The following is a 26,163-nucleotide window of genomic DNA, read 5'->3' on the forward strand; positions in this document are numbered from 1 at the left end:
CTGTATTGAATAACGGAGTTAGCGTATTATTCGGCTAATATAGTTTTTCCTTATTCGAGGATGTATGCGTCTAGATATTCATTGTGCCGACCGTGTAGGTATTGCCCAAGAGATCCTAAATATTTTAGTAAACTACGATGTTGACTTAAAAGGGATTGAGGTTGATTCGGTAAATTGCCGTATGTATGTAAGCTTTCCTGAAATTGAATTTGAGCAATTTCAAAAAATTATGCCTTCTATTCGTTTGATTGATGGCGTACATGATGTTCGCACAACCGCCTTTTTACCCTCTGAGCGAGAGCATAACGAATTAAATACACTGCTGCGTGCACTTCCCGATGGCGTTATCTCGATTGACGCAAAAGGGTGGGTACGTTTGTGTAACGACGCTGCCTGTAAAGACCTACAGTTGAGCGAAAAAGAAGTGGTAGGGGCCAATATTAATAACCTACTAAAAGGGTTTAACTTTACGCGTTGGTTAGAAGGCAAAGAAGTACTTGGACAAACAACCCGGGTAGATGTTGCCGGTGAAGACTTTATTGCCGATATTTTACCGATTGCCGTCCCGCAAGGTGGTGAAGGTGACGTGTTAGCTGGTGCGGTTATAAATATAAAATCGCAAAGCCGCCTTGGTCAGCAGGTCAGTGCCTTTAGACGTTACGGGCAAGAAAGCTTTGCAACTATTCACAACTTTAGTACTGCTATGCGCCGGGTAGTGCGCGAAGCACGAAAAATGTCGCAGCTAGAAGCCCCCATTTTAATAACCGGAGAAACTGGCACAGGTAAAGAGCTCCTTGCTCGTGCGTGCCACTATGCCTCTAATCGTTCGGTTAAGCCGTTTATTGCACTTTCGTGCGCATCTTTGCCCGATGATGTGGCTGAATCTGAGTTATTTGGTTACGCCGGATATGAAGAAAACACCGCACCTAAACGCGGAGTACTAGAGCAAGCAGATGGCGGTACTGTGTTTTTAGATGAAGTTGGCGAAATGTCTACACAGCTACAAACAAAGCTGCTGCGCTTTTTACAAGACGGCACATTTAGAAAAGTGGGCGACGAAAACGAAGTAAAAGTAAACGTGCGTATTATTGCAGCCACACAAAAAGATTTACCCGCGATGGTGCAAGAGGGCGTATTTAGAGAAGACTTATACTATCGAATTAATGTACTCACATTAGAGATTGCACCACTGAGAGACCGTAAAGCTGATGTGGGCCCATTAGCCGAGCACTTTATTCAAAAGTACGCACAGCAAAACGGCCACGCAATTCCGCTTTTATCACAAGAGTGCTTACGCTTTTTACAAGAGTACCCGTGGCCAGGTAATGTGCGCCAGCTAGAAAATGCAATTTATCGGGCGGTGTCGTTACTTGATGATAGCGAGCTACGTGTAGAGCATTTGCAATTGCCCACCTTTACCCACGATTTAGGCTACTTAGAGTCAGATTTTGAAGGGTCGTTAGATCAAGCTGTAAAACGTTTTGAAGCAACCTTGCTACGCAAATTGTATCCGGCTTACCCAAGCTCAAGACAATTAGCTAAGCGTTTAGGGCTTAGCCACACTGCAGTGGCAAATAAACTACGAGATTACGGTATTAATCGCAAAACTGTTAAAGTTTAATAGCCGCTTTACTGGGCACTAGCTCTTAGTGCCCATGTTTTTAGTAACCCCATCAATGGCGATAGTTTCTATGCCATTTTCATCAAAATTAATCACTATGCTTGCGTTATTACGAGTAAAAAAGTAACTGCGGCCATTCAGCTCAATCACGTAATTGCCTTTTACGGGGTCTTTAAATTGCTGCTTTTTTAAACTGACAGTATGTTTACCTATTTGCCAATCAAACGCTTCAATAAAGCCATTATTAAACTCTTGTACCCACACTTGGCTATCGTCTTTAGCTAAAGTGATTGCTACCGAGTATGAGTTAGGTAATTGCGACATATCGTAGCTTTTGCTACCTATCGAAAATTTACCAAGCTGCTGCTGCCATGCAAAGCCAAAATTAAAGGTTTTTTCTATACCTGTTGGGTAAGTTACCGTACCTGGGCCTTTAATTGTAAAATCGGCCAGTGCGCTGGTGCTAATGCATAATAAACTGGTTGTGAAAAGTGTCGCTAATTTATATTTCATACTATGACTTTTTTATATTTATAATTTGAGATTAAAACAGAACATTCGCCTTAACAAGTGGCTATGTTACACTGAGTTAACTTTATACTGGTAAGACCTTCTCGTGAACTTATATATTAGACTTCTTTTATTATTTTTTAAAATTAAGCGCAACCGCGACTACCAACAGTTACTTGATACTGTTGATATTGATTACAAAGCACTGCCAACAGACTGCGATATCAACCTGCATCTAACAAACTCGCGTTATTTGGCTATGATGGACTTGTCGCGCACTTGGATGATTGAGCGAATTGGTCTATTAAAACAAGTAATGAAGCGCCGTTGGTTTCCTATTGTTAATGCTACAGCCATAACTTATATTCGCGATATTAAACCTATGCAGCGTTATACCATTAGTACCAAGCTGGTGGGGTGGGATCATAAATATTTTTACATTGAACAAAAGTTTCATTCTGCACGTGGCCTGCATGCAATAGCGTATGTGCGCGGTGTGTTTAAAAACAAAAAAGGCATTGTGAGTATTGAAGAAATGCTTGAAGTAGCCGAGTTTGATGGTGTAGCGCCTATTTTACCAAGCGAAATTATGCACTGGAAAGAAATGCTTGAGCAAAAAAAGGTGAATAACCTTCCTAAATAATTTTTATAAAATAAGGCCTTTCGGCCTTAAACACATAGAACATAGGTGCTGCAAATTTAATTAAAAGCTGTACCTAACACCAAACATGGCAACGACAGGGTCAAGCTCAACGGTTGATGTAAGGGCTTTTGCACCGTTTGCATACACTGTGGCATCGGTATCTATATCAATCATTGATACCATGGCATGTAGCCCCCAATGTTGATCGATTTTATAGTTAGCGCCTACTTGTGCAATAAAGCCAAACGAATCATCGAGTTTTACTTCAACATCATCAGTGCCTAGGGTTGCTTTTAGCGCTTGAGAAGGCTGCTCGTCAAAAAAGGTGGTGTAATTTAACCCTACACCAATAAATGGGCGTAGCGCGTAACTTGTATCTAAAAAGTGGTATTGCGCAACTAATGATGGCGGAAGCTGTTTGATGTCGGCAATTTTATTGCCAGCTAACCCACCCGCGCCATTTACATCGTGCGAAAACGGCGTAGCGGCAATAAGCTCTACCACCCACTTATCGTTAAATGCATAATCGATTGTAATACCTAGCTGCGTGTCAGAGTCGCCTTTGAGGCCCAGTGTTGGCGCTTCGTTAATTGCCGAACTGCTGTTATCTGGATTTACATTAATAGCGCCAACATTAACGCTAAGGTTAGCGTGCGCTGCAGGGGTAATAGCAAGTAAAGAGGTAAGTAATGCAATGCTGATTTGGGTTTTCATGTTGAGCTCCAATAACTACTTTTTGATTGACGCTATTATTACAATCTCCGAGCGTTGAAAACCTGTTCTAGATCAAAGTTTCAAAAATGTTTGAAGCATGTGAACCCTTTTCTTGATTTAGATTAAAGTCAGTGCAAAAAGTATTTTAATTAATTGACACAGCAATGTATTTAACGGTCATCGCACTGTATTAACTTTGCCATTATTTGGTCATATTCTCGCGCTTTAATAATCTCTCTTATGGTTATTGAGTGTGTTGTTATGTCTGTTGCAAAAGTATCGCAAAACAGTGTAAGTAAGCCTTTAAGCGCGGTGGTAAAAAATACGCAAACGCTTATTAGGTTTGAGTCTGTAACGCCTAACCAAGGCGGTGCCATAGATTGGCTTAGCAATGAGTTAACTGCGCTTGGTTTTAACTGTGAGCAGTTTATTTGTGAAGGCGTTACTAATTTAATTGCCTACGTTAGTTTTGAGCAAGAAGGGCCATGTGTTGCGTTTTCTGGGCATATTGATGTTGTGCCCGCAGAGTCGGGCAATTGGCTAAGCCCGCCTTTTGCCGGCAATATTATTAATAGTGCCGTGTATGGTCGCGGCGCTGCCGATATGAAAGGCGGCGTGGCGGCTATGCTTGGTGCTACTAAGGCACTATTAAAAGAGACTAAAAGTAAAAAAGGGCGTTTTTACTGGCTTATTACCTCCGATGAGGAAGGAGAGGCCGTATTTGGCTCAGAGGTAATAGCCGCGCGTTTAGCAAAAAATAATATACAGCTTGATGGCTGTATTGTTGGTGAGCCGACAAGCTCTACACACGTAGGCGATACAATTAAAAATGGTCGCCGAGGCGCTATTTCTTCTCGTATAAAAGTTCACGGCAAGGCCGGACATGTTGCCTACCCACAGAACACTATAAATGCTGCGCATATCGCAGGTAATATTGTAAATTGTTTAAGTAATTTAACATGGCCTGACGATGAGCCAAGCTCTAAAACCACCTTGCAAGTGACCGGCATTAATATAAATAATGTTGTTGATAATTTAGTGCCTAGCCAATGCGAAATTACCTTTAACGTGCGATATAGCCATGGTTATACAAGCAATGCAATAAAGCACTTTATATCAGCGGCGCTGAGTGAATACGCTCAGCACCTGGAGGTTGAATGGGAGCGAGCGTGTGAGCCCTATTATACGACACCAACAAACGGGTGGAGTTTATTGCAGCAGTTAGAACACACCATTTATGCGCAAACAGGGAGTTACCCCATGTTAAGTACCAGTGGCGGTACTTCGGATGGGCGATTTTTTGCAGACCAGCATACCCAAGTTATTGAGTGCGGCGTTAAAAATAGTACCATTCATCAGGTAAACGAGCATGTTCCGGTTGATGATTTACTTAAAATTGAGGCCATTTACACAGACTTATTAGCGCGAATTTTTAGCCATAAATAGTAATCGCACAATAAAAATAAACAGCGAGAATCACCTCGCTGTTTGTTTGAGTAGGGCGTGTTGATCTTTAATGATTGAGTTTGCAGCAGTATGTTTGGTTTTTAGGCAAGGCAGAGCCTATGAAGTGTGGTTATTCCCCATAAATAGGCGATAACGCAGCATAAATGCCAAACATGCGCTGCCCTTCGGGTTCTGCCTAGGGGCGATAAACTCTTTGTTGCTCGGTTTTTACTTATTCTTACAGGGATGTAAGTCATTAGAATAACGCAGGAGCAGTTATCGAGCCCACTAGGTTACAAACCTCGCGCCGCGATTAAATCGCCCCTAGATTGAACAAATTTCAATCCGTAAAGTTCAACACGCCCTAACCTAAATAGCGCTTGGCTTTATTTTCTTTTACGTTTTGTAAATCTACCAGCACTAACCCATCAATACAGTTGTTAAAGTCGGGGTCGATACTAAAGCTTAAAAACTTTACGCCGCCAGGCTTGCACAGCTCAGTATATTGCTTAAATAGCGTAGGAACTTGTGCCCCCATATTGGCCAGTACATGTTTTAATTCTACAAAGTCTTCTTTTACATCGTTGCCACTAAAAACAGTTTTACACTGAGTGAGTTGTTGCTCGCTTAATTTAAACTCGTTATTGGGGGTGGCGAGGTGTTGCTCTGATTTATAATAATGTTGATAGTAATGCACGAGCATGGCTTTTGCTTGTTCAGGCAAGGCGTTAGAAACGCTCACCGCGCCAAATAAGTAACGATATTGCGGGTAGTTTTTAATAAATGCGCCAATACCGTACCATAAGTAGTCTAAGCTTTTACGCCCCCAATATTTAGGTTGCACAAAGCTGCGGCCAAGTTCTATACCTTGCTCTAAATACGGTTTCATTGCTTGTGTGTAACTAAACAAACTATCGGTGTATAAGCCTTCTCGGCCATGTTTCTCTATTATTTCCTTTGCACAAGCAAGGCGATATGCACCCACTAATTCTAGCTGCGTAGGATCCCATAGCACTAAGTGTTGATAATCCATATCATATTTGTCGATGTCGCGGCGTTTTCCGCTGCCTTCACCTACCGCTCTAAAGGCAATTTCTCTCAGTCGTCCAAGCTCTCTAAACACTGGTGAGCTGCCAGTGTACTGATATAAATGAATATGCATGCCATCTTGTGTTTTGCCTAATAACTGACAACTCTCTATGGCTTTTTTTAGCTCTTTGCGGCACTCGGGTATTGCAATAGGGGTTTGGGTTTTAAGGGGAAGGGGTTTTTTAGTGGTAAGGCGATAAAGTTGCTTGCGAATGAGATTAACGATTTCTTTATCTTTTAAGTTTTCGATTAAATATGACTCAGGCGGAATGGAAGCACCAATTTCAAACTCTAATGACTTTTGTCGCTGCTTAAACATTTCTTTTACTAATAATAAGCTCGCAAGTGGTTTGTAAATCATTGAGGTGCCATAAAAAAGCGGGCTGTTTTTAGCTTTTATATAAATAGGTAAAATAGGGCTGTTTGCTTTTTTAGCCATGCGTAAAAAGCCACTGTTCCACTTGCAATCTTTAATACCAGTAGGGCTTAAACGCGAGACCTCTCCCGCAGGAAAAATAAGTAACGCACCTTCATCTTTTAAGTGTTTTTGTATATTACTTAATTCTTGTTTTTTACTGGTTCCCGATAAATTATCTACTGGCAACAGCAATGAATGCATAGGGGTGACCGACATTAGCATGCGATTGGCAACCACTTTTAAATCTTGCCTAACGCTGGAAAGTACTTTTATCAGCGCAAGTGCGTCGAGCGAGCCAATGGGGTGGTTAGCCACAATAACTAACTTACCTTCGCTGGGTATGTTTTCAATTTGTTTTGGTTTGTAGCGGGTATCAAAGTCAAGCTCATCAAGCACTTGTTCAACAAACTCTAGCCCTTGTAAATGGGGGTAAGCATCGCCAAAGGCGACAAATTCTTGTTCATGTAATAAGTAGCCAAGCCCCTTTTTAACTAAACCTTTTACTTTAGGGGAGTTCTCTAATTGTGGTAAGTTTGCTGCTATTACTTTATCAACGCTTATCATATTAACCTCATTTACAATTTGGCCTATTCGCCATCCTGTTTAGAGTAAAAAAAGGGTGTGACATTTACTTTGCAGTTGTGTGACTTTTTAAAGAGCACATAACGAGCTGCTTAGTTGTTTATTAGTGTAGATAAAATTTATTCAATAAAATTAGGAGCTTCTATGTCGGTATTAGTAGCCATTACCGGGCGAGATAATACAAAGCTAATTGCAAAGCTAAAAGAGCTATTACCCAATGAAGAAATAATCCAATGGCCAGAGTGTCAAAAGCTCAACAATGTAGAGTTTGTATTAGCCTGGAATGCACCAGATGATTTGTGGCAGCAATTACCAAATTTAAAAGCGGTGTCATCGTTTGGGGCGGGTGTAGATAGTATTAATATGTCTTTATTGCCAAAAGAGGTAGACGTGGTTCGCATTGTTGATACTGAGCTTGCTCAAGATATGGCAGAGTACGTGCTAGGCCATGTACTTGCGCACAAGCTGCGTTTAAAAGAGTATTTTGTTAAGCAATCACAATGCAATTATAAACCTAAGCGCGCATATAAATATAATCACGTGGGTATTTTAGGCTTTGGTGAGCTAGGTAAAGCGTGCGCCAAAAAACTAACCCTGAATGGCTTTACAGTAAGCGCTTGGTCAAAAACTGATAAAAGCGATGAGCAGGTGCATCTATATTCTCAGCAGCAAGGCCTTAATGAAATGCTGCCTACAATTGACTACTTGGTATGCCTACTGCCGCTAACAAAAGATACTAAGGGTATTATTAATGCCGATTTATTAGCTAAGTTACCGGCTCATGCCTGTGTAATTAACGTTGCCAGAGGTGAGCACCTAGTAGAGCAAGATTTAATAAACGCACTTAACAGTGAAATGTTAAGGGCTGCCACGCTCGATGTATTTACTCAAGAGCCGCTACCGCACGACCACCCATTTTGGCATAATGCTAAAATAACGATTACACCACACTGCGCCGCGTTATCTGATTTAAATAGCGTAACAGCGCAAATTGCAGAAAATATTAATCGCCTAAAAAGTAGCCTTACATTAAATAATCGGGTTAATAGAACAAAAGGTTATTAATAGATAGCAAAACAGTTTAACAAACAGCTTGTTAACATTTGTAATTTTAATTATTGTGAAGTTTAGTCACTAAAATAAAAATAATAAGAGTAACGTATGAAATCAAGTCAAGGCGGAGTAAAACTAAGTTTAGTAGTGGTTTCTATTATAGTGCTAGGCGTGTCTGCTTGGTTTAACCAAGCAAGTGCCGATCAAGTGCCACAAAGCAAAAGTTCACAAACTTCACAAAGTGAATAAGTGCATTTGCAGGCAAATTATAAAAAGTGGGCTCTGTTAATTTGTTTTTGGCCTAATAAAGCCAGATCATTAAAGAGTACCCACCTTTCATTAGGTCATTTAATTACTAAAGTGCGCTTCGTTACTGGTATTTAGTTAAATAAGTTAATTAGTACCGTTTAGCATGGATCTCTCGGTTTTCATGCTTTTTCTCATCACTTTTTTTAAGCAACACATACGTTGCGCCACTGCCACCATGGTGCTTTAAAGCGGTATGATACGCTAATACCGCGGGTAGAGCCTGTAGCCACTTATTAACATAGCTCTTTAGTATACCGGGCTTAGCTTTATTTTTTATACCAATGCCATGGCGTACTAATACAACGCGAATGTTTCGCTGGTGGCAATCAGTAATAAAGTTAAATAATGTTGTGCGTGCGTTTTTAAGTAATTGGCCATGCAAATCTAATGTGGCATCAACTTGGTATTTAGCTAAGCGTAAGTTTTTAAATACTGCGCTTTGTACGCCATCTTTTTTAAAACTGAGTAATGCATGCGGGTCTAAAAGCTCTACATGCTCAGATTGTAAGTAATTTTCGTCATTCGCTAGGCTAAGCTCGGCAGCTTTACGTTTTTCTTGTTGGGCAAGGGTGGCACTGGGATTACTTGCAAGGGGAGTTACAGTATCGTGGTTTATAGGTTTTACATCTTCCATAGAAGATAAAAATAAATCGAAATCAGATAAAGACATAGTAAGACCTAAATGAGGATTAATACGAGATAAATTTTATCTTAGTTCAATCTGTTCCCCAAGCCTTTTAATTTTTTCAAATAAAAAAGCCCAGCAAGGCTGGGCTATAAAATATTCTAAGGGGAAATGTTAACTCTGCGTTACATTAAATTGTCCAAACGTATACACTTTGAACAAGTAAAATGTATTGATCAACACTAAACTCATATTCGAAATAACACTCGACGACATTAAATCCAAGCTAAAAGACAAAAATAACAGACCACATGCACTAATTGCTGCAACACGCAGTATTGTTATGTGGTTAATAAAGAATGCACCTAAACCTAGTGCAAGTAATACAGTGTTTAAAAGCCAATCTAGCTCGTTTAGCATGGTCGTTTCAATAGTTCAGTTGTTGAAAAAAGGAGCGCCATTATGTTGATCTTTTGCACACCTTTCAACCAAGTAATTTTAAATTTTCAGATTAGTTTTTTTAATGCTAAATATAGCTAGCTAGTGCTGCAAAAAAGCCATTATTTTTTATTAGTTGGTACTTTTGACAGCTTTGCGGCGCCTTCATATCTGCGCATAAATAAAGGGCATTGCGCTTCTCGTCTAGCTGCGGGTGTAAGTTTGAGTCAAGTAATTTACGGCCATATCCAAAGACCCCTGGCCAATAAATACTTTCGCTCACTAACCCTAATTTTTTATAGGTGAGCAAAGTTGGTTTTGGAAAAATAATGGCTACGGCAAAAATGATAGCCAGCGTAATAAGTAACCCTTTTTTAGACTTTACAGGCTGCTCTGCTGGGGTTGATGTTGGATTAGCTGAAGATTGCGGTGCTGTTTGCGGCCTATTGCGGGGCTTTTTTACAGGGGTTTTTCTTTTTTGTGGTGTTTTACCAAGCAATGATTGTTTTTTTGTGTTGTTTGACATAAAGCAAATCTGGCCTTTTGAGCGTAGGTCTCTATAATAAAATGATTAAATATCTAGTTATATAATAACTTATACAATGCTTTTAGCCTACGAGGAAGATACATGGATACGCAGCTATCAATTTTAATAGTAGATGATGTTAGCACAGTGCGTAGTTTTTTGAGCCAAACGCTCATGCACTTAGGAATAGAAAACGTTAAAGAGGCTTCAACGGCTAAACAATGCATTAGCGAATGCCAAGCAGCTAATTACAATATGATTTTTTTAGATATTGAACTGCCTGACGGCGATGGTAAAGAGTTAATCGCGCAAATTAATGATATTAACCCTGAAACTAATGTGGTGATGGTGTCGGCCCATTCAGCAGTAGAAAATGTTAAAGAAGCCATTGATAAAGGTGCTAAAGGATTTGTGGTTAAGCCATTTACGCCTAAAAAAATTGCGGCCATGTTGAAAAAGTTTTATCCCGATTTGGAAAACGTTTAACCAGCTTTAATAGTAATGCGTTAAATTAGCTTAAAGTTTAGCGGATTGCTAAATACCAAATTTTAGATATAAAAAAACCGGCCTAGGCCGGTTTTTTAATCATAAAACAAATTATAGCGCTTTAATTTTAGCTGCTAAACGGCTCTTATGACGAGCTGCTTTGTTTTTATGAATTAGACCCTTAGTTGCGTAACGGTCTAGGATAGGTGTAGCAACAGAGAAAGCTTGCTGTGCAGCTTCTTTATCGCCAGCTTCAATAGCAGCGGTTACTTTTTTGAAGTAAGTACGCATCATTGAACGACGGCTTGCGTTGTGCTGACGGTTTTTTTCGCTAGTGATAGCGCGTTTTTTTGCAGACTTGATGTTAGCCAAGGTTTGCTCCTAACAATCTTAAATAAAGCTTAAATTAAAGGCCGTGGAATATGCCTGTTTTTATCATGAATGTCAATTTAAATTTAACAACTCAAGAAAAACTGCTCCTTATAACGAACATCAATTTGCCGCTTTAGCAGTTAATATCGCTATTGTAACAAAGCACAGACGCCCAGCCTAGTGCTTTAAAGCGATTTATAAAAAAGACTGTGGCATAATTGCGCTAACTAAAGGTTTTTAAGTAGGTTTAAGGTGTCAAAAGGATTATTTCGCTCCGGTATGATTGTAAGTTGTATGACAATGATATCGCGTATTTTAGGGTTAGTACGAGACGCTGTCGTTGCAAACTTATTAGGTGCTAGTGCAGCTGCTGATGTTTTTTTGTTTGCTAACCGTATTCCCAATTTTTTACGCCGTCTATTTGCAGAGGGGGCCTTTGCTCAGGCATTTGTGCCTGTACTTAGCGAAATTAAAGAACACCATGGCGATGATAAAGTTAAGTTATTTGTAGCACAGGCTGCCGGTACGCTGGGCACAATTTTGCTTTGCGTGACTATTTTTGGCGTTATTGCCTCACCTGTTATTGCCGCGTTATTTGGTACTGGCTGGTTTATTGATTGGTGGCAAGGTGGCTCTAATGCAGAAAAATTCGTGCTGGCAAGCTCCTTATTAAAGTTAACCTTTCCGTATTTGTTATTTGTTAGTCTAGTAGCACTTAGCGGTGCGGTAATGAATGTGTATAACCGTTTTGCAGTGGCTGCTTTTACGCCCGTATTACTTAATGTTTCAATTATTACCTGCGCCATTTTATTGCACGACAAATTTAGCGTGGGGGCGTATGCGTTAGCTATTGGTGTATTTGTGGGCGGGGTGGTGCAATTGTTGTTTCAGTTACCATTTTTATACCGAGCAAAAATGCTGGCACGTCCTCGCTGGGCGTGGCAAGACGAGAACGTTAAAAAAGTGCGTAAGCTTATGCTACCGGCATTATTTGGTGTTTCAATAAGCCAAATTAACCTCCTGCTCGACACCATGATTGCCTCGCTATTAATGACGGGCTCTATCGCATGGCTTTATTACTCAGATAGGTTAATTGAGTTTCCACTTGGTTTATTTGGTATTGGTATTGCCACTGTTATTTTACCCGCACTTTCTAAATTGCATAGCAGTAAAAAGCTCAGTGATTTTCAGCATACGTTAGATTGGGGTGTGCGTTTTGTGATTTTTTTAGGCATACCCGCCATGGTTGGTTTAATGATTATAAGCCCGCTTATCATTACTGTGCTATTTGATCACGGTGCATTTAAAGACGCTGATGTTGATCATGTTAAAGCGGTAAGCTTAGGGGTGGTTGCCTACTCGGTAGGGTTAGTTAGCTTTATGCTTATTAAAGTATTAGCGCCGGGTTTTTACTCGCGTCAAGATACCAAAACACCTGTGCGTATTGGTATTATTACGCTGGTGCTTAATATGGTATTTAATATTATGTTAGCCCCGTTTATAGGATATTTAGGGCTTGCTTTAGCAACGTCTATGTCGGCCAGCTGCAATGCTTTTTTACTTTACAGGCAACTTAAAAAAGAAAACGTGTATCAGTTTTCTGCAATGAGCCTGCGCTTTAGCGTAAAGTGCATTGTGGCAAGCTTGGTAATGGGCGCTTTAACGTGGTACGTCAGCAGCCGTTATTATTGGGCTACATGGCATTTTTCTGAGCAAGTAATGTTGTTAATTGTATTGCTAGTAATTGCTGCAATAAGTTACTTTGCGGTGCTGTTTTTACTTGGTGTAAGACTAAATACGATAAAAAGTGTAGCAACTACTGAATCAAACTAAAAAAAAGATTATAATCGGCAGCCCTGTGGTTTTGAACGATTTTAAAGTCGTTAATAATACTCGCTGAAAAAGGCATTAGGTGGCATGGAGTTAATTAGAGGTATACACAATATTCGAGCGCAGCATTATGGTTGTGTGTTGACTATTGGTAATTTTGACGGTGTGCATTTAGGCCATGGCGAAGTATTAAAAGGGCTGTTAACAGATGCCAAAGCACATAACTTACCCAGTACTGTGATGTTATTTGAGCCGCAGCCGCAAGAGTTTTTTGCTAAAAACAATGCGCCAGCTCGACTTACTCGGTTACGCGACAAACTCAGATTACTAAGTAACTTAGGTATTGAGCGGGTTATTTGTATTAGCTTTAACCAACAATTTGCCAATATGCATGCAGAGCAATTTGTTAGTGATATTTTAATTAAAAAGCTAGGCGTTAAAGCACTCACAGTAGGTGATGATTTTAAATTTGGTAAACAGCGCCAAGGGAATTTTAATTTACTGCTCAGTATGGGCAAACAAGCGGGCATGGATGTAAAAAGCACCGCGAGTTTTCGCCAATTAAATGCTAGAGTAAGCAGCACACTAATACGTGAAGCATTAGCCGCAGGCGACTTAGAAAATGCTAAGTTAATGCTAGGGCATAATTATGCTATTTCAGGGCGTGTAATACATGGTTGGAAAAGAGGGCGAGAGCTTGGTTTTCGAACTGCAAATATAGCGCTTAAACGCCAAGTTTGCCCTGTAAATGGGGTGTTTGCCGTAAAAGCAAACATTGCCGGGAAACACGTTTATGGGGTAGCCAATATTGGTAACAAGCCCACTTTTAATGGAACTCGTGCTTTGTTAGAAGTTCATCTTTTTGACTTTGCACAAGATATATATGGACAGTTTATGCACGTGGAGTTAATAAAAAAACTTCGCGATGAGAAAAAATTCGAGACATTAACACAGTTAACGGCACAAATTGCAACCGATGTTGCCGCCGCAAAACAGTGTTTTGGTTTAAATTAGGTAGCCGATAGATACGGAAAGTAGGATTAATGAGCGACTACAAACATACTTTGAATTTACCGGAAACACAGTTTCCAATGCGTGGCAATTTGGCACAACGTGAACCAAAAATGCTTAAAGCATGGTATGAAGACGACCTGTACGGTCAAATTCGCAGCGCTAAAAAAGGTAAAAAGACCTTTATTTTGCATGACGGCCCTCCGTATGCAAACGGCGATATCCATTTAGGCCACTCAGTAAATAAAATTTTAAAAGACATAATTGTTAAGTCTAAAACTTTATCTGACTTTGATGCACCTTATGTGCCTGGTTGGGACTGTCATGGTTTGCCAATTGAGTTAATGGTTGAGAAAAAAGTAGGCAAGCCTGGCGTTAAAGTAACCGCGAGCGAGTTTCGTGAAAAATGCCGTGCTTACGCTAAAAAGCAAGTTGAAGGTCAAAAAGTAGACTTTAAACGTTTAGGTGTGTTTGGCGATTGGGACAAACCTTACTTAACAATGAACTATGACTTTGAAGCAAACGCTATTCGCGTGCTTGGTCGTATTATTAAAAATGGCCACCTTCATAAAGGTGCAAAGCCTGTGCATTGGTGTACAGACTGTGGCTCTGCATTAGCAGAGGCCGAAGTAGAGTACCAAGATAAGCAATCTCCAGCGATTGACGTACGTTTTACATTTGCAGATCAAGACGCGGTTGTTAATGCCTTTGATTTAGCCGATGGCCATAAAGGCCAAGGCAGTGTAGGTACTGTTATTTGGACTACAACACCGTGGACCTTACCCGCTAACCGTGCGGTAGCAGTGCATGCAGATTTAGAGTACGCCTTAGTACAAGTAGATGATGAAGGCTCACAGCAACGTTTAATTTTAGGCTCAGAGCTTGTTAAAGATGCAATGGATCGTTATGGCTTTAATCATTTCCACGTACTAGGTTATGTTAAAGGTGCAGCACTTGAAAACTTACACGTTGCTCACCCATTTTACGATTTTGATGTACCGGTAATTGTAGCAGACCACGTAACTACTGACTCAGGTACGGGTGTGGTACATACCGCGCCAGGCCATGGTCAAGAAGATTTCGCGGCAGGCTTAAATTACAATCTTGAAGTAGCAAACCCTGTGGGCGCGAATGGCGTTTACCTGCCTGATACAGAATTATTTGCTGGTCAGCATGTATTTAAAGCAAATGCCAGTGTAATTGACGTACTAACAGAGCGCGGTGCTTTAATGCATCATCATGCGCTTACGCATAGCTACCCGCATTGTTGGCGCCACAAAACGCCTATTATTTTCCGTGCTACACCGCAGTGGTTTGTAAGCATGGATCAGGCTAACTTACGTCAAGACTCGTTAAGCGAAATTAAAAACACCCAATGGTTGCCAGAGTGGGGCGAAAGCCGCATTGCGAACATGGTTGAAGGTCGCCCAGATTGGTGTATTTCACGCCAACGTACTTGGGGTGTGCCAATTGCTTTATTTGTTGATAAAGACACTGGTGCTTTACACCCAAATACGCAAGCGCTTATTGAGCAAGCTGCAGAGCTGGTAGAAAAATCAGGCATTCAAGCATGGTATGACCTAGAGCCTGCCACCTTGTTAGGCGAAGAAGATGCCAAGCAATACATGAAAGTACAAGATACGTTAGATGTATGGTTTGATTCGGGCGTAACACATGCGTGTGTTGTTGACGCACGTGAAGAGTTAGTTGGCCCAGCCGATTTATACCTAGAAGGTTCTGATCAGCACCGTGGTTGGTTTATGTCATCAATGATGACCTCAGTTGCTATTAACGGTCACGCACCTTACAAGCAAGTACTAACGCACGGCTTTACCGTAGATGAAAACGGCCGCAAAATGTCAAAATCGTTAGGCAACGTTATTTCACCACAAAACGTGATGAATAAACTTGGCGCTGACATTTTACGTTTATGGGTAGCTTCTACCGATTACACCGCCGAAATGACGGTATCGGATGAAATATTTAAACGCTCTGCAGATCGTTACCGCCGTATTCGTAACACTAGCCGTTACTTGTTAGCTAACTTAAGTGGTTTTGATCCAAAAACAGACCAAGTTGCTGTTGATGATATGGTTGAGCTTGATAAGTGGATTGTTGGCCGTGCAGCCCAATTACAAGAAGAAATTTTAGCAGCTTACGATAGCTACCAAATGCTATTAGTAACGCAAAAGCTAATGAACTTCTGTACAGGTGAGCTTGGTTCGTTCTACTTAGATGTTATTAAAGACCGCCAGTACACAGCAAAAAGCGACAGTCATGCACGTCGTTCTTGTCAAACTGCGCTTTATCATATTGCTGAAGCAATGACTCGTTGGATGGCACCAATTATGAGCTTTACAGCTCAAGAAATTTGGGAAGCACTACCGGGCGAGCGTAGCGATTATGTATTTACATCGGTATGGTACGACGGTTTACACGCACCGACAAACAGCCAATTTAGCAACGATGACTGGCAAGCGATTCTAAATGTACGTGACGAAGTAAACCGCGTATTAGAAGCAGCCCGTAAAGAAGAAGTAATTGGCGCAACGTTACAAGCAAGCGTTAACTTATACGCCGAAAAAGCACTGGCTGATAAGTTAGCAGCATTAGGTGATGAACTACGTTTTGTGTTACTAACGTCTGCGGTCACTGTATCTGCAGTAGATAGCCAGCCAAGTGATACACAAACAACCGAAATTGAAGGTTTGTACATTAGCGTAGCAGCCACAGATGCAACTAAATGTGAGCGTTGTTGGCATTACAGCGATGATGTAGGCTCAGAGCCTGCACACCCTGAAATTTGTGGTCGTTGTGTAAGCAATGTTGACGGCGAAGGTGAAAAGCGTCAATTCGCTTAGGAGCTTTACTCAGTGAGCAAACTAGCCCAAAAAAGTGGTTTAGTGTGGCTTTGGTTAAGTCTATTACTGCTTGTAATAGACTTTGCCACTAAAACACTTGTTGTAAATACCATGGCTTATCAAGAGTCGATTAATTTACTGCCTGTTTTTAGTATTACCTACGTACATAACTATGGAGCGGCCTACAGCTTTTTAAGTGAAGCGGGTGGCTGGCAACGTTGGTTTTTAAGTTTTATTGCCATTGCTATTAGTGCGCTATTAGTGTGGTGGTTAAAGCGTTTACCAGCGACAAATAAAATATTATGTAGTGCTTATGCGTTAGTGCTTGCTGGCGCTATTGGTAATTTATATGACCGTGTTGCTTATGGTTATGTAATTGACTTTATACATGTGTTTTATAAAAACTCGCATTTTCCAGTATTTAATATTGCCGACTGTGCAATTTGTATTGGTGCCGCATTATTATTATTTGATGCCTTTACAGGCGAAAGTCCGAAGGAGCATAAAGCATGAGCCAAGCTGTAATTGGTGAAAACTCAGAGGTTATTTTTCACTTTTCTATTAAACTAGAAGATGGCTCTGCCGCAGACTCAACCAAGGTGCATAATAAACCAGCCAAGTTAACGATGGGTGATGGCAGCTTAACGGCTAATTTTGAAAAGTGCTTACTAGGTTTAAGTGCAGGCGAAAGCAAAACGTTTGAGTTAGAACCAGAAGATGCTTTTGGCCAACCTAATCCAGATAATATTTACTATGTAGAACGCAGTAAATTTGGTGCAGAAACGCCAGCTAAAGTCGGCGCAATTATTGCCTTTACTCAGCCTGATGGTACTGAGCTGCCAGGACTGGTACGCGAAGTACAAGGTGAGTCGGTTACTATAGATTTTAATCATCCGTTAGCAGGTCAACGTTTAACGTTTGAAGTAGATATTATTGAGGTGCAAGGCTAATGGATATTTTATTAGCGAACCCGCGAGGCTTTTGTGCAGGGGTAGACCGTGCAATTAGCATAGTAGAGCGCGCTTTAGATATTTTTGAAAAGCCAATTTACGTACGCCACGAGGTCGTTCATAACCGCTACGTAGTAGATGGCTTAAAAAACCGTGGTGCCGTATTTGTTGAAGAGCTAGACCAAGTACCTGATGACAGCATTGTTATTTTTAGCGCCCACGGTGTATCGCAAGCAGTACGCTCAGAAGCTAAACGCCGCGATTTAAAAGTGTTTGACGCAACATGCCCATTAGTTACTAAAGTGCATATGGAAGTAACGCGTGCGAGCCGTAAAGGTATTGAGTGTATTTTAATTGGTCACCATGGTCACCCAGAAGTTGAGGGTACTATGGGGCAGTATGACAATAACGACGGTGGTATTTACCTTGTAGAAACCGCAGAAGATGTTGCCAAACTTAACGTTAAAAATGCTGATAACCTATTTTATTGTAGCCAAACAACGCTTTCGGTAGATGACACTGCAGATGTAATTGATGCGCTGCGCGAAAAATTCCCAGCAATTGATGGCCCGCGTAAAGATGACATTTGCTATGCGACACAAAACCGTCAAGATGCTGTGCGTGATTTAGCAGACAAGGTAGATGTGCTATTAGTTGTGGGGGCAAAAAACAGCTCTAACTCTAACCGTTTACGTGAACTTGCAGATAAAATGGGCACAACCGCTTATTTAATCGATGATGCAACAAATGTTGAAGCACAGTGGTTTGGTGAAACTAACGCTGTGGGAGTAACTGCGGGGGCTTCTGCGCCAGAAGTGCTTGTACAACAAGTTATTGCACGCTTAAAAGAGCTAGGCGGCAAGCAGGTAGTTGAAAACCCAGGTGAAGAAGAGAATATCGTATTTGCCGTTCCTGTTGAGCTGCGTTAATCTATATAAATTAATTATTTAGATTACAAGGAGAGCCGTTATGAGCAAGGTGCCGCAAGGTGAAACATTGCTTTTTTCGGCTCTTTTTAATGAGCGCGGGGTACTTGCCACGCTTATTGTTACCCAAGTTGTAGCTACCATCTTAGCGTTTGCTCCTTTTGTTGAAGGGGATAGCTGGCAAAGCCTTGGCGTAATTAGTTTATTTTCTCATATGACCGTTTTGGTCAGTATTTCTGCTTTATACTCTTTTCGGGGTGTTTTACAAAAAAAGCCGCAAACCACCCAACTTTTTGCTTTTTTTATTTCCTTTTTAGTCAGTACCGCTTTATTTAGTGTGCTGTGTGCCCGCTATTTTTTAGATATTACAAATAATGAAACGAGTTTTTATTTTGTATTACGAAACTGCTTAATTGTTTTTTTGATCACGGCTTTATTTGTACAGTTTTTACTGATTTATTTTGAAAAAGAGCAGCAAACAAAAGCGCTCGCGCGCGCGGAGCTTGATGCTTTGCAAGCCAGAATTCGCCCTCATTTTTTGTACAATAGCCTTAATACCGCCGCCGAGCTAACACATCATGATGCCGATGCTGCAGAGCAAGCAATACTTGCGCTTGCGGCGCTGTCGCAAGCGGCTATGCGCTCGGGACAGCGCGTTTCTCTCGAAGATGAGCTGACCTTATCAAAACAATATGTTGCGCTGGAAACCTGGCGCTTTGGCTGTCGTTTAAAGCTTAATTGGCAAGTGCCTGCTGATTTACCAGATATTAGTATTCCGTGCTTAACCCTTCAGCCGTTAATAGAAAATGCGGTGTGTCATGGGGTAGAGCCCAGTGAAACAGGGGCCGTTATTAGTGTAGAGCTACACGTAACAACAGGGTATTTAACATTGATTGTTTCTAACCCTATCACTCATAATGAGGCGTTAAAAAGACCAAATAACGGCATGGCACTTGAAAATATTCGCCAACGATTGTTTATATATTACAAAGAAAAAGCACAACTAACGATCACACAAAAAGAGGATGTATTTAGAGTAAAAGTGGTGATCCCTAAGCAGTTTGAGAACCCCCAATGAATGTTGTAATTATTGATGATGAACCGCTAGCTCGCGCTAGAATAAAGCGGCTACTGCAGCACAACGAGCATATTTTAGTTAAAGGCGAAGGTGATAACGGCGCGCAGGGGCTTGCCATTATCAAGCAGGTTCATCCCGATTTGGTTTTTTTAGACATAGATATGCCGGGTATTAATGGTCTAAAGGTAGCGCAGCAACTCAACACGCTGAGCGTGCCACCGGCAATAGTATTTGTAACGGCTTACCCCGAGCATGCACTTGATGCGCTACAGCTCAGTGCCGCAGGATACTTAGTAAAACCCGTTACTGAACAAGCATTAAATAAAGTGTTAGCGCAAGTAGGGCGTTTAAATAAAGCGCAAATGCAAAAGCAGCAATCTACAAAAATTAGTTATCAGCTTGGTGGCACAATAAAAAGTATTGAACTTGATCAAGTGTATTACTTTAATGCCCAAGAAAAATACACCAATATGGTATTTAAAGAAGGCGAGGCCCTAATTGAACAAAGCTTAAAACAACTTGAGCAACGCTTCCCAACGCAATTATTACGTATTCACAGAAACACGCTCATAAACAAACAAAAGCTTGTTGCCTTGCATACTCAAAGCCCTGGTGTACATAGCGTAGAACTAGCCGGATGTAAGGAGCAATTAAGCGTAAGTAGGCGAGAGCTAAAAACAGTAAAAAATGCGCTAAGTTAGAGCCTGTTATGTTTTAGGTTGAATTTTTAGTAGGTTGCTTGGCTTTTTAAGTAAGGCAGAGGCCGCTATTGAGCCCACTAAATTAGCAGCATTGCGCTGGAGTTAAATCGCCTCCAGATAGAGTAACTTTAATCCTCAAAGCTCAATTGGTTTGATGCTGTTAACCGTTTATCAACAAATTTAACCGCTTGTCCTAGTATATATTGCATCTACATTTTCAATGCATAAACTTATAATCAGATAAAATTTATTTGGTTTTTACTATGCATTCACCTCACAAAAAACCTCAAAAAGGCTTTACCTTAATTGAAGTGCTGATTGCGTTTATTATTTTAAGCTTTGGCTTATTAGGCGCTGTTGCACTGCAAGCAAAAGCTAAGCAGGCAAGCTTTGACTCTATGCAGCGCGCAGCCGCGGTAGCGTTAGGAAATGATATTATTCAGCGCATTAGAGCAAATGATACCGCACAGCTAGTTGCTTTATATACGCAAACTTTTACCAGTAAAACATCAACGTCTACCTCTACGGCTTGTTTTAGTGGGTCATGCACTGCAGCGCAAGTTGCAGCCCTTGATTTACAGCAATGGAAACGCGCCATTCGTGCACGCGAAAACACCGGCTCTCTCGATGATGCCACTGTATGTATAAACCCTACGGCTGCAGCAGGTACGGGTGGGCGTGGGTTTAATATTGAAGTAATCGTGTCTTGGCAAGGCCGCCAAGAGTTTAATGCCAATGATGAAACCAAAGCGCTAAAATGCGGTACTGACGATAAGAAACGCCGTTTGGTTGCATTAAATAGCTATATATACCTAAGGAGCTAACATGAGAGAAAAAGGTTTTACACTAATAGAAATGATGATTTCATTATTTATTGGTGGGCTTATTTTAGGTGGGGTGATGTTTACCTATATTGGTATGAAAGTAACCACAAAAGACACAATGACAATAGGCGAGTTACAAGAGTCAGGCCGCTTAGCCATTAATATTATGCAGCGTGATATAGAGCAGGTAGGCTTTTGGGGAACTTATTATGATGATTCGTTTACTGCAGCAAACACACAAACGTTAGCTAACCCTGGTGGTGATTGCTTCGAAGGGCTTAATAACGGCAGCTTTCCAGATTTAGCATCCTCTAGCAATTTTAGAACTATTTATGCAAAAGAGGCCAGTTCAACAAGTGAGCTTAACTGTATAAGTAAGCCAATTGCAGGAACTGACATTTTACAAATCAAGTTTTTACAAGGTGAGCAGCTCACGGTAGATGGCGCTACTAATGAAACACAAGCGGATGAAAACTATTTTATAGCTGAGCAAGAAAGCGCAGAATTTACCCGAGGCGTTTTAGCTGCGGGAGGCTTAAACGTTAATGCCACGGTGTGGCCTTATAGCCATCATGTTTATTACCTCGCAGAGCAAACTTATACGGTAAATAATAAAAGCCTTACAGTACCAGCATTAATGCGTAAACGCTTAAATGGCGCCAACATGAAGGCCGAAACCATTATGGAGGGCGTTGAAAACATGCGCTTTGTATTTGGTTTAGATACAGACAGTGATAGCCGTGTTGATTCGTACCGAAGTATTGAGGACATGCAGCACTCTGACTGGGAAAACCGCAAAAGCATTCTAACAGTGCAGGTTTTTTTATTAGTTAGAGCATTGCAGCCAGATCCGGGTCTTAAAATAAAAAATCAAACATATATTTTAGGTGAAGATGAAGACTCCCGAGAGCTCACTTTTACCGATACTTACAGAAGAACAGTATTTACCACCACAATTCGTTTAAATAACGTGGGAGCAAATTTATGGCGTATCTAAGTAAACACGCAAATAAACAACAAGGTGTTGTGCTTATTACAGCCCTTATTATGGTTATTGCTGTAACGGGAATTGCCGTTACATTAATGAGCAGCAGTAGTGTAGATATAAAAATTACCAATGCAGCTCAAGAGCGAGAAGTCGCTGAAAATGAGCTCATTGGAGAAGTACAGCGAATGATTTCTGATGAGGCAAGCAAAGGTGCTGCTAATCAGTTTTTTTTAACGCCAGATGAAGTATCAACTCATGCAGGCGCAGATGATGAAGGGATGGTAATAGCCACGCACGACGATATGCAAAGCAAAATGATAAACCTAAATCAGGGGGCGCTTGATTTAGAATGCCCACGCCGATTTAATTTTACTGCCGGTATATCGTGTAACATGCTGCAAGTTTCTACCACTATTCAATATGGCTCTAAAGCAAAGCACGAACTTACAATTGTAACAGGTGTAGCTCAAGAAATGGCCAGTATAAGTAAGGGGATTTAGAATGAAATTTAATCTTAATAAGCCATTGGTCTCTTTACTTGGTTTAGCACTGAGCGCCTCAGCAGTTGCTGAAGATATAGAGCTTTATGTAAATCATGATTTAGATTTAGATGAGAAACCAAGGGTTTTACTCATATTTGATACATCAGGCAGTATGGCGTTTTCATCCTCTAATGGTAATAGTTGTGGCTTTAGCAACCAAACTGGTTACTACTTATGTGCAGATAGTCGCCTTGCGGCAGCACAATTTGCCATGACAAAAGTGGTAGCAGATAACGAAGACTCTATTGATTTTGGCTTGATGCGATTTAAAAGTGATTCTGAGGGCGGCTATGTTGTAAATGGTGTTGGTAGTGACTCATCTATAGTGCGCAGCTCCATCGCAGCTCTCCCAGCCAATGGTGGCACCCCCCTAACAGAGACACTTTGGGAAGCATATTTATATATTACTGGGCAGAAACTTGAATATGGTGAAGACGCTTCAACTGTAGAGCGTGATACAAATGTAGAGTTACGTACAGGTAGCCAATGGACAGATGTTGAGTGTGATTGGGTTTGGAATCGCCGTCGAGGTTGGGTGTATGAATGTGAAAATATAGTGAGAGACAATTACGAGTATACTTATATATCGCCCTTTGCAGACAGTGAAGCTGAAGCGGCTCGTTGCGATAATTCAATCAACATTATTTATATGACTGATGGAGATCCGTCAAACGATAACGGCAGCGATAGTGATATTAGTGATGAACACGAAAAGTACTTTGGAGAGCCATTAAACTGGAATACCGATAGTTATTACAGTAACTACTTACACCAAATGGCTAAAATTATTCATGGTACAAGTGATGTTACCGTTGATTTATATCCCGCCACTGCCGATATCCACGAAACAGGCCGCTTATACACTATAGGTTTTGGTTCAGGCATGAGTGCAAGCGGGCAAGAACTTTTAAGACGTGCTGCCTTATTGGGTGGCGGTGAAAACTTACCAGCAAGCACCCCAGATGAGCTTTCTAACTCGCTAAATAGTGCTATTTCTCGTATTCGTGAAGTAAACGATAGCTTCTCTTCGCCTTCGGTAGCAAGTAACAACGTAGACCAAACACGTAGCCGTGATGCCATTTACTTTGCCATGTTTTACCCAGAAACAAACACCCGATGGGGTGGGAATTTAAAAAAATTAAAAGTATCAGGCAGCGAAATAGTTGACTCTGCAGATAATACAGCGCTTGATTCTGATGGTTTAATCGACACCGATGCTAAAACATTTTGGTTGCCAGATGGCCAGTCTGCCGATGGTAACTTAGTTGCACAAGGGGGTGTAAACTATCATTTAGCTACACTCACGGGGACTCCAGCTGAAGACAGGCGCAACCTCTATACAGATAAGCAAGGCGATATAGTTGAGTTTACTACTAATATTGTGAGCGATATTTTAGATTTAGTCACCAATAACCCGATTAGCCTAGCTAGTTCAGATATAAAATGGGCAATGGGGATAGATGTTGACGATGAAGACAACGATGGCTCAAACACCGATCAACGCAGTGATATATTTGGCGACCCTTTACATTCTAAGCCAGTGGCAATCGACTATGGCAATGACGACATACGTATATTGATTGGTACTAATGCCGGCTTTTTACATATGTTTAAAGACGATGATACCAATAACCAAGTGACCGAAAGCTGGGCGTTCATTCCTTCTGATCTTTACGATATTATTCAGCCTTTACGCAATGAGGACACCGGTAAACTCTACGGGATGGACGGCCCAATCAGTGTTTACTTTAGTGATAAAAGCTTAAATGACGAAGGCATTAACGATGGTATTGTTGATGCAAGCGATGGTGATGACGTGTGGGCATTTGCGGGTATGCGCCGTGGTGGAAAAAACTATTACGCCTTTGATATTACTAACCCCGATCAGCCTAAAAAACTATGGGATAACCCTATAGAAGGGGGGACTGGCGATTTTAAAGAGCTAGCTCAAACGTGGTCAAAACCCCAAATAGCGTACATAAAAGCATTTGGTGATAAGCCATTACTCGTCTTTGGAGCAGGGTACGATACAAATAAAGATGCCGTGGTAAGAAGTGAAGACTCTGTTGGTCGCGGTATTTATATAGTAGAAGCTGAAACAGGTAAAAAAGTATGGGCTTTAACGCCAAACGAAAATGGATTTAAAGGTAAGCACTCGATTGCAGCAAATGTTTCTACGCTTGATTCAGATTACGATGGTTACATTGACAGAATTTATGCTGCCGATACCGGGGGCGATATTTGGCGTATAGACATGCCAGGCACAAGCACCAGTAATTTTACGCACTTTAAACTTGCAGAGCTAGGTAGCAGTTTAGCAAGCCAAGACCGCCGCTTTTTTTACCAGCCGTTGGTTGCGCGTACACTTTATAGCAAAGTAAGTGAAACAACGATTAATGGTGAAACAGTGATTACACGTTTAGATACGCCGTATGACGCTATTGTAATAGGCAGCGGAAATCGCTCAAAACCAACAGGTACAAATGAAGACGATCAGCTGTTTATGATAAGAGATGAAAATACAGTAACTCAGTCATTCACTAGCGCCCCTACAGCGATTAAACCAGCAGATTTAATGCTAATGAACAGCGACCCGTTTGGTAATGCACTTGATGATGTAGATGAGTTTGTTGATTTAGAAGTCGATTTAGCCAAATTTAAAGGCTGGCGCTATGAATTAGGCACAGGCGAAAAATCTTTAGCAGCAGCCACAGTGGTGGGCGGTGTCGCTTACTATACAAGCTTTACTCCATCATCAGAAACCTCTACAGAGAACCAATGTTCGTTAAGTGGCGGTGGCGGCTCGTTGTATGCGTTCCATTTACATTATGGCACCAAGGTATATGACGACTTAAAGTTTACCACTAGCTATGATGTACCTGATACACCACAATTGTACTTTGGTGAAGGCCCCTCTTGTGCCGATGGAAATGGCGACGGCTTTTGTGATGATAACCCAACCATTGAAGTGACCGAAGAAAGTCAGTTTTACCTAATTGGGCCGGGAATAAAAGGCGAAGATGCACAAAACCCAATGAAACCAGTAGAAATAATGGGCCCAGGCTTAACGGTTGTAGATGGTACCGTACAATTAGTGAATGACGATGATAGTGTAGGGTTTGGCTTTAAAACCCAACAAACCTATATTTATAAACGTGAAGAAAATGATGAAATTGATGATTAAGGAATATTAATGAATAAACAAGCACGCGGATTCACGTTGATAGAGTTAATGATAGCCGTAGCTATTGTAGGTATTTTAGCCTCAATAGCACTGCCTAATTATACTGAATATGTAAAACGCTCTTCTCGGGCCGAGGCCGCAGCGGCGCTTTTAGACGCTGCAAACAAACAAGAGCAGTACTTTGTAGATAATCGTGAGTACACAGAGACATTCTCAGACTTAGGTATACAAGAGACCACAGAAAACGGCCATTTTGAGCTGTCGATTGATGTGGATGATGACGATAATACATTTACAATTACTGCAAAACCTATTGCGGGTGCTGTAAAAGGCGACGGTGACTGCACGCAAATTACAATTACTGACACAGGCTATAAAGGCGCAAAAGGCAGTAAAGGTAATTCAGATGTTGAGTATTGCTGGGGACGTTAACTTA

General features: G+C 41.1%; 26 protein-coding genes. 19 read left to right on the forward strand and 7 right to left on the reverse strand.

The genetic code is table 11. The features are described 5' to 3' along the window. The first annotated feature begins 64 nt into the window (after nt 1-64). Nucleotides 65-1,621 carry a transcriptional regulator TyrR gene (gene tyrR / locus PSH54_RS14695; protein ID WP_004588344.1) on the forward strand — a complete coding sequence of 519 codons (1,557 nt, stop codon included), beginning with the start codon at nt 65-67 and terminating at the stop codon, nt 1,619-1,621. A gap of 18 nt (nt 1,622-1,639) precedes the next feature. Here the strand turns inward: tyrR and PSH54_RS14700 are convergent, their stop codons facing one another. After that, nucleotides 1,640-2,134 carry a hypothetical protein gene (locus PSH54_RS14700; RefSeq protein WP_024032286.1) on the reverse strand — a complete coding sequence of 165 codons (495 nt, stop codon included), beginning with the start codon at nt 2,132-2,134 and terminating at the stop codon, nt 1,640-1,642. Between the two features lie 103 nt (nt 2,135-2,237). On the opposite strand from PSH54_RS14700, the gene PSH54_RS14705 reads away from it, so the two are divergent. Continuing rightward, the gene (locus PSH54_RS14705; protein WP_004588346.1) at nt 2,238-2,774 is read left to right on the forward strand and encodes a thioesterase family protein; all 537 of its coding nucleotides are present in this window, start codon (nt 2,238-2,240) and stop codon (nt 2,772-2,774) included. Between the two features lie 60 nt (nt 2,775-2,834). On the opposite strand, the gene PSH54_RS14710 is transcribed toward PSH54_RS14705, so the two are convergent. Next, the gene (locus PSH54_RS14710; RefSeq protein ID WP_004588347.1) at nt 2,835-3,488 is read right to left on the reverse strand and encodes an OmpW/AlkL family protein; all 654 of its coding nucleotides are present in this window, start codon (nt 3,486-3,488) and stop codon (nt 2,835-2,837) included. A gap of 261 nt (nt 3,489-3,749) precedes the next feature. Here PSH54_RS14710 and dapE point away from each other — a divergent pair, with 261 nt between their 5' ends. Then, nucleotides 3,750-4,934 carry a succinyl-diaminopimelate desuccinylase gene (gene dapE, locus PSH54_RS14715; RefSeq protein ID WP_273606432.1) on the forward strand — a complete coding sequence of 395 codons (1,185 nt, stop codon included), beginning with the start codon at nt 3,750-3,752 and terminating at the stop codon, nt 4,932-4,934. Nucleotides 4,935-5,298: 364 nt separating this feature from the next. Here the strand turns inward: dapE and PSH54_RS14720 are convergent, their stop codons facing one another. Next, on the reverse strand, nt 5,299-7,005 hold the full coding sequence (locus PSH54_RS14720; RefSeq protein WP_029774118.1) for a GNAT family N-acyltransferase: 1,707 nt from the start codon (nt 7,003-7,005) through the stop codon (nt 5,299-5,301). A gap of 162 nt (nt 7,006-7,167) precedes the next feature. Here PSH54_RS14720 and PSH54_RS14725 point away from each other — a divergent pair, with 162 nt between their 5' ends. Both PSH54_RS14725 and PSH54_RS14730 read left to right on the forward strand, forming a co-directional pair. Then, the gene (locus tag PSH54_RS14725) at nt 7,168-8,088 is read left to right on the forward strand and encodes a 2-hydroxyacid dehydrogenase (protein ID WP_273606433.1); all 921 of its coding nucleotides are present in this window, start codon (nt 7,168-7,170) and stop codon (nt 8,086-8,088) included. Nucleotides 8,089-8,184: 96 nt separating this feature from the next. After that, entirely contained in the window at nt 8,185-8,325 is a 141-nt protein-coding gene (locus tag PSH54_RS14730) for a hypothetical protein (protein WP_024032281.1), read from the forward strand. Between the two features lie 148 nt (nt 8,326-8,473). On the opposite strand, the gene smrA is transcribed toward PSH54_RS14730, so the two are convergent. The 3 genes from smrA to PSH54_RS14745 form a co-directional block, all read right to left on the reverse strand. Continuing rightward, nucleotides 8,474-9,055, reverse strand: a complete 582-nt coding sequence (gene smrA / locus PSH54_RS14735; protein WP_024032280.1) for a DNA endonuclease SmrA — start codon at nt 9,053-9,055, stop codon at nt 8,474-8,476. Between the two features lie 129 nt (nt 9,056-9,184). Beyond that, entirely contained in the window at nt 9,185-9,430 is a 246-nt protein-coding gene (locus PSH54_RS14740; protein WP_083901815.1) for a hypothetical protein, read from the reverse strand. 106 nt (nt 9,431-9,536) lie between these two features. Continuing rightward, nucleotides 9,537-9,974: a hypothetical protein gene (locus tag PSH54_RS14745; RefSeq protein ID WP_273606434.1), complete on the reverse strand. Its 438-nt coding sequence runs from the start codon at nt 9,972-9,974 to the stop codon at nt 9,537-9,539. 102 nt (nt 9,975-10,076) lie between these two features. On the opposite strand from PSH54_RS14745, the gene PSH54_RS14750 reads away from it, so the two are divergent. Further along, nucleotides 10,077-10,460 (forward strand): response regulator, encoded by a 384-nt coding sequence (locus PSH54_RS14750; protein WP_004588354.1) that lies wholly within the window; start codon nt 10,077-10,079, stop codon nt 10,458-10,460. Nucleotides 10,461-10,571: 111 nt separating this feature from the next. Here PSH54_RS14750 and rpsT read toward each other — a convergent pair whose 3' ends face one another. Further along, a complete protein-coding gene (gene rpsT / locus PSH54_RS14755) occupies nt 10,572-10,832 on the reverse strand; it encodes a 30S ribosomal protein S20 (protein WP_004588355.1) in 261 nt (86 codons plus the stop codon). 294 nt (nt 10,833-11,126) lie between these two features. On the opposite strand from rpsT, the gene murJ reads away from it, so the two are divergent. The 13 genes from murJ (at nt 11,127) to PSH54_RS14820 (ending at nt 26,159) form a co-directional block, all read left to right on the forward strand. Continuing rightward, nucleotides 11,127-12,665, forward strand: a complete 1,539-nt coding sequence (gene murJ / locus PSH54_RS14760; RefSeq protein ID WP_443197776.1) for a murein biosynthesis integral membrane protein MurJ — start codon at nt 11,127-11,129, stop codon at nt 12,663-12,665. Between the two features lie 84 nt (nt 12,666-12,749). Continuing rightward, nucleotides 12,750-13,676 carry a bifunctional riboflavin kinase/FAD synthetase gene (gene ribF, locus PSH54_RS14765; protein ID WP_024032277.1) on the forward strand — a complete coding sequence of 309 codons (927 nt, stop codon included), beginning with the start codon at nt 12,750-12,752 and terminating at the stop codon, nt 13,674-13,676. A 29-nt stretch (nt 13,677-13,705) separates the two neighbouring features. Beyond that, a complete protein-coding gene (gene ileS / locus PSH54_RS14770) occupies nt 13,706-16,534 on the forward strand; it encodes an isoleucine--tRNA ligase (RefSeq protein WP_054983029.1) in 2,829 nt (942 codons plus the stop codon). Nucleotides 16,535-16,546: 12 nt separating this feature from the next. Next, nucleotides 16,547-17,047 carry a signal peptidase II gene (gene lspA, locus PSH54_RS14775; protein WP_004588359.1) on the forward strand — a complete coding sequence of 167 codons (501 nt, stop codon included), beginning with the start codon at nt 16,547-16,549 and terminating at the stop codon, nt 17,045-17,047. Next, complete coding sequence (gene fkpB / locus PSH54_RS14780) at nt 17,044-17,484, forward strand: FKBP-type peptidyl-prolyl cis-trans isomerase (RefSeq protein WP_004588360.1); 441 nt, start codon at nt 17,044-17,046, stop codon at nt 17,482-17,484. Before lspA ends, fkpB begins: the two co-directional genes overlap by 4 nt. Beyond that, nucleotides 17,484-18,413, forward strand: coding sequence for a 4-hydroxy-3-methylbut-2-enyl diphosphate reductase (ispH, locus tag PSH54_RS14785; RefSeq protein ID WP_029774112.1), 930 nt, complete (start codon nt 17,484-17,486; stop codon nt 18,411-18,413). The genes fkpB and ispH overlap by 1 nt, the downstream gene beginning before the upstream one ends. Nucleotides 18,414-18,453: 40 nt before the next feature. Next, nucleotides 18,454-19,488, forward strand: coding sequence for a sensor histidine kinase (locus tag PSH54_RS14790; protein ID WP_273606436.1), 1,035 nt, complete (start codon nt 18,454-18,456; stop codon nt 19,486-19,488). Beyond that, on the forward strand, nt 19,485-20,189 hold the full coding sequence (locus PSH54_RS14795) for a LytR/AlgR family response regulator transcription factor (protein WP_273606437.1): 705 nt from the start codon (nt 19,485-19,487) through the stop codon (nt 20,187-20,189). The genes PSH54_RS14790 and PSH54_RS14795 overlap by 4 nt, the downstream gene beginning before the upstream one ends. A 263-nt stretch (nt 20,190-20,452) precedes the next feature. Then, nucleotides 20,453-21,013, forward strand: a complete 561-nt coding sequence (gene pilV / locus PSH54_RS14800) for a type IV pilus modification protein PilV (RefSeq protein WP_024032271.1) — start codon at nt 20,453-20,455, stop codon at nt 21,011-21,013. Between the two features lies 1 nt (nt 21,014). Then, nucleotides 21,015-22,010: a PilW family protein gene (locus tag PSH54_RS14805; protein WP_273606438.1), complete on the forward strand. Its 996-nt coding sequence runs from the start codon at nt 21,015-21,017 to the stop codon at nt 22,008-22,010. Further along, nucleotides 21,998-22,501 carry a hypothetical protein gene (locus PSH54_RS14810; RefSeq protein ID WP_004588366.1) on the forward strand — a complete coding sequence of 168 codons (504 nt, stop codon included), beginning with the start codon at nt 21,998-22,000 and terminating at the stop codon, nt 22,499-22,501. The genes PSH54_RS14805 and PSH54_RS14810 overlap by 13 nt, the downstream gene beginning before the upstream one ends. Before the next feature lies 1 nt (nt 22,502). Continuing rightward, a complete protein-coding gene (locus PSH54_RS14815) occupies nt 22,503-25,727 on the forward strand; it encodes a PilC/PilY family type IV pilus protein (RefSeq protein ID WP_273606439.1) in 3,225 nt (1,074 codons plus the stop codon). Nucleotides 25,728-25,736: 9 nt separating this feature from the next. Next, nucleotides 25,737-26,159 carry a type IV pilin protein gene (locus tag PSH54_RS14820; protein WP_024032268.1) on the forward strand — a complete coding sequence of 141 codons (423 nt, stop codon included), beginning with the start codon at nt 25,737-25,739 and terminating at the stop codon, nt 26,157-26,159. Nucleotides 26,160-26,163 lie beyond the last annotated feature (4 nt).

This window comes from Pseudoalteromonas sp. Angola-30 (assembly GCF_028599215.1).
GTDB classification, from domain to species: domain Bacteria; phylum Pseudomonadota; class Gammaproteobacteria; order Enterobacterales; family Alteromonadaceae; genus Pseudoalteromonas; species Pseudoalteromonas atlantica.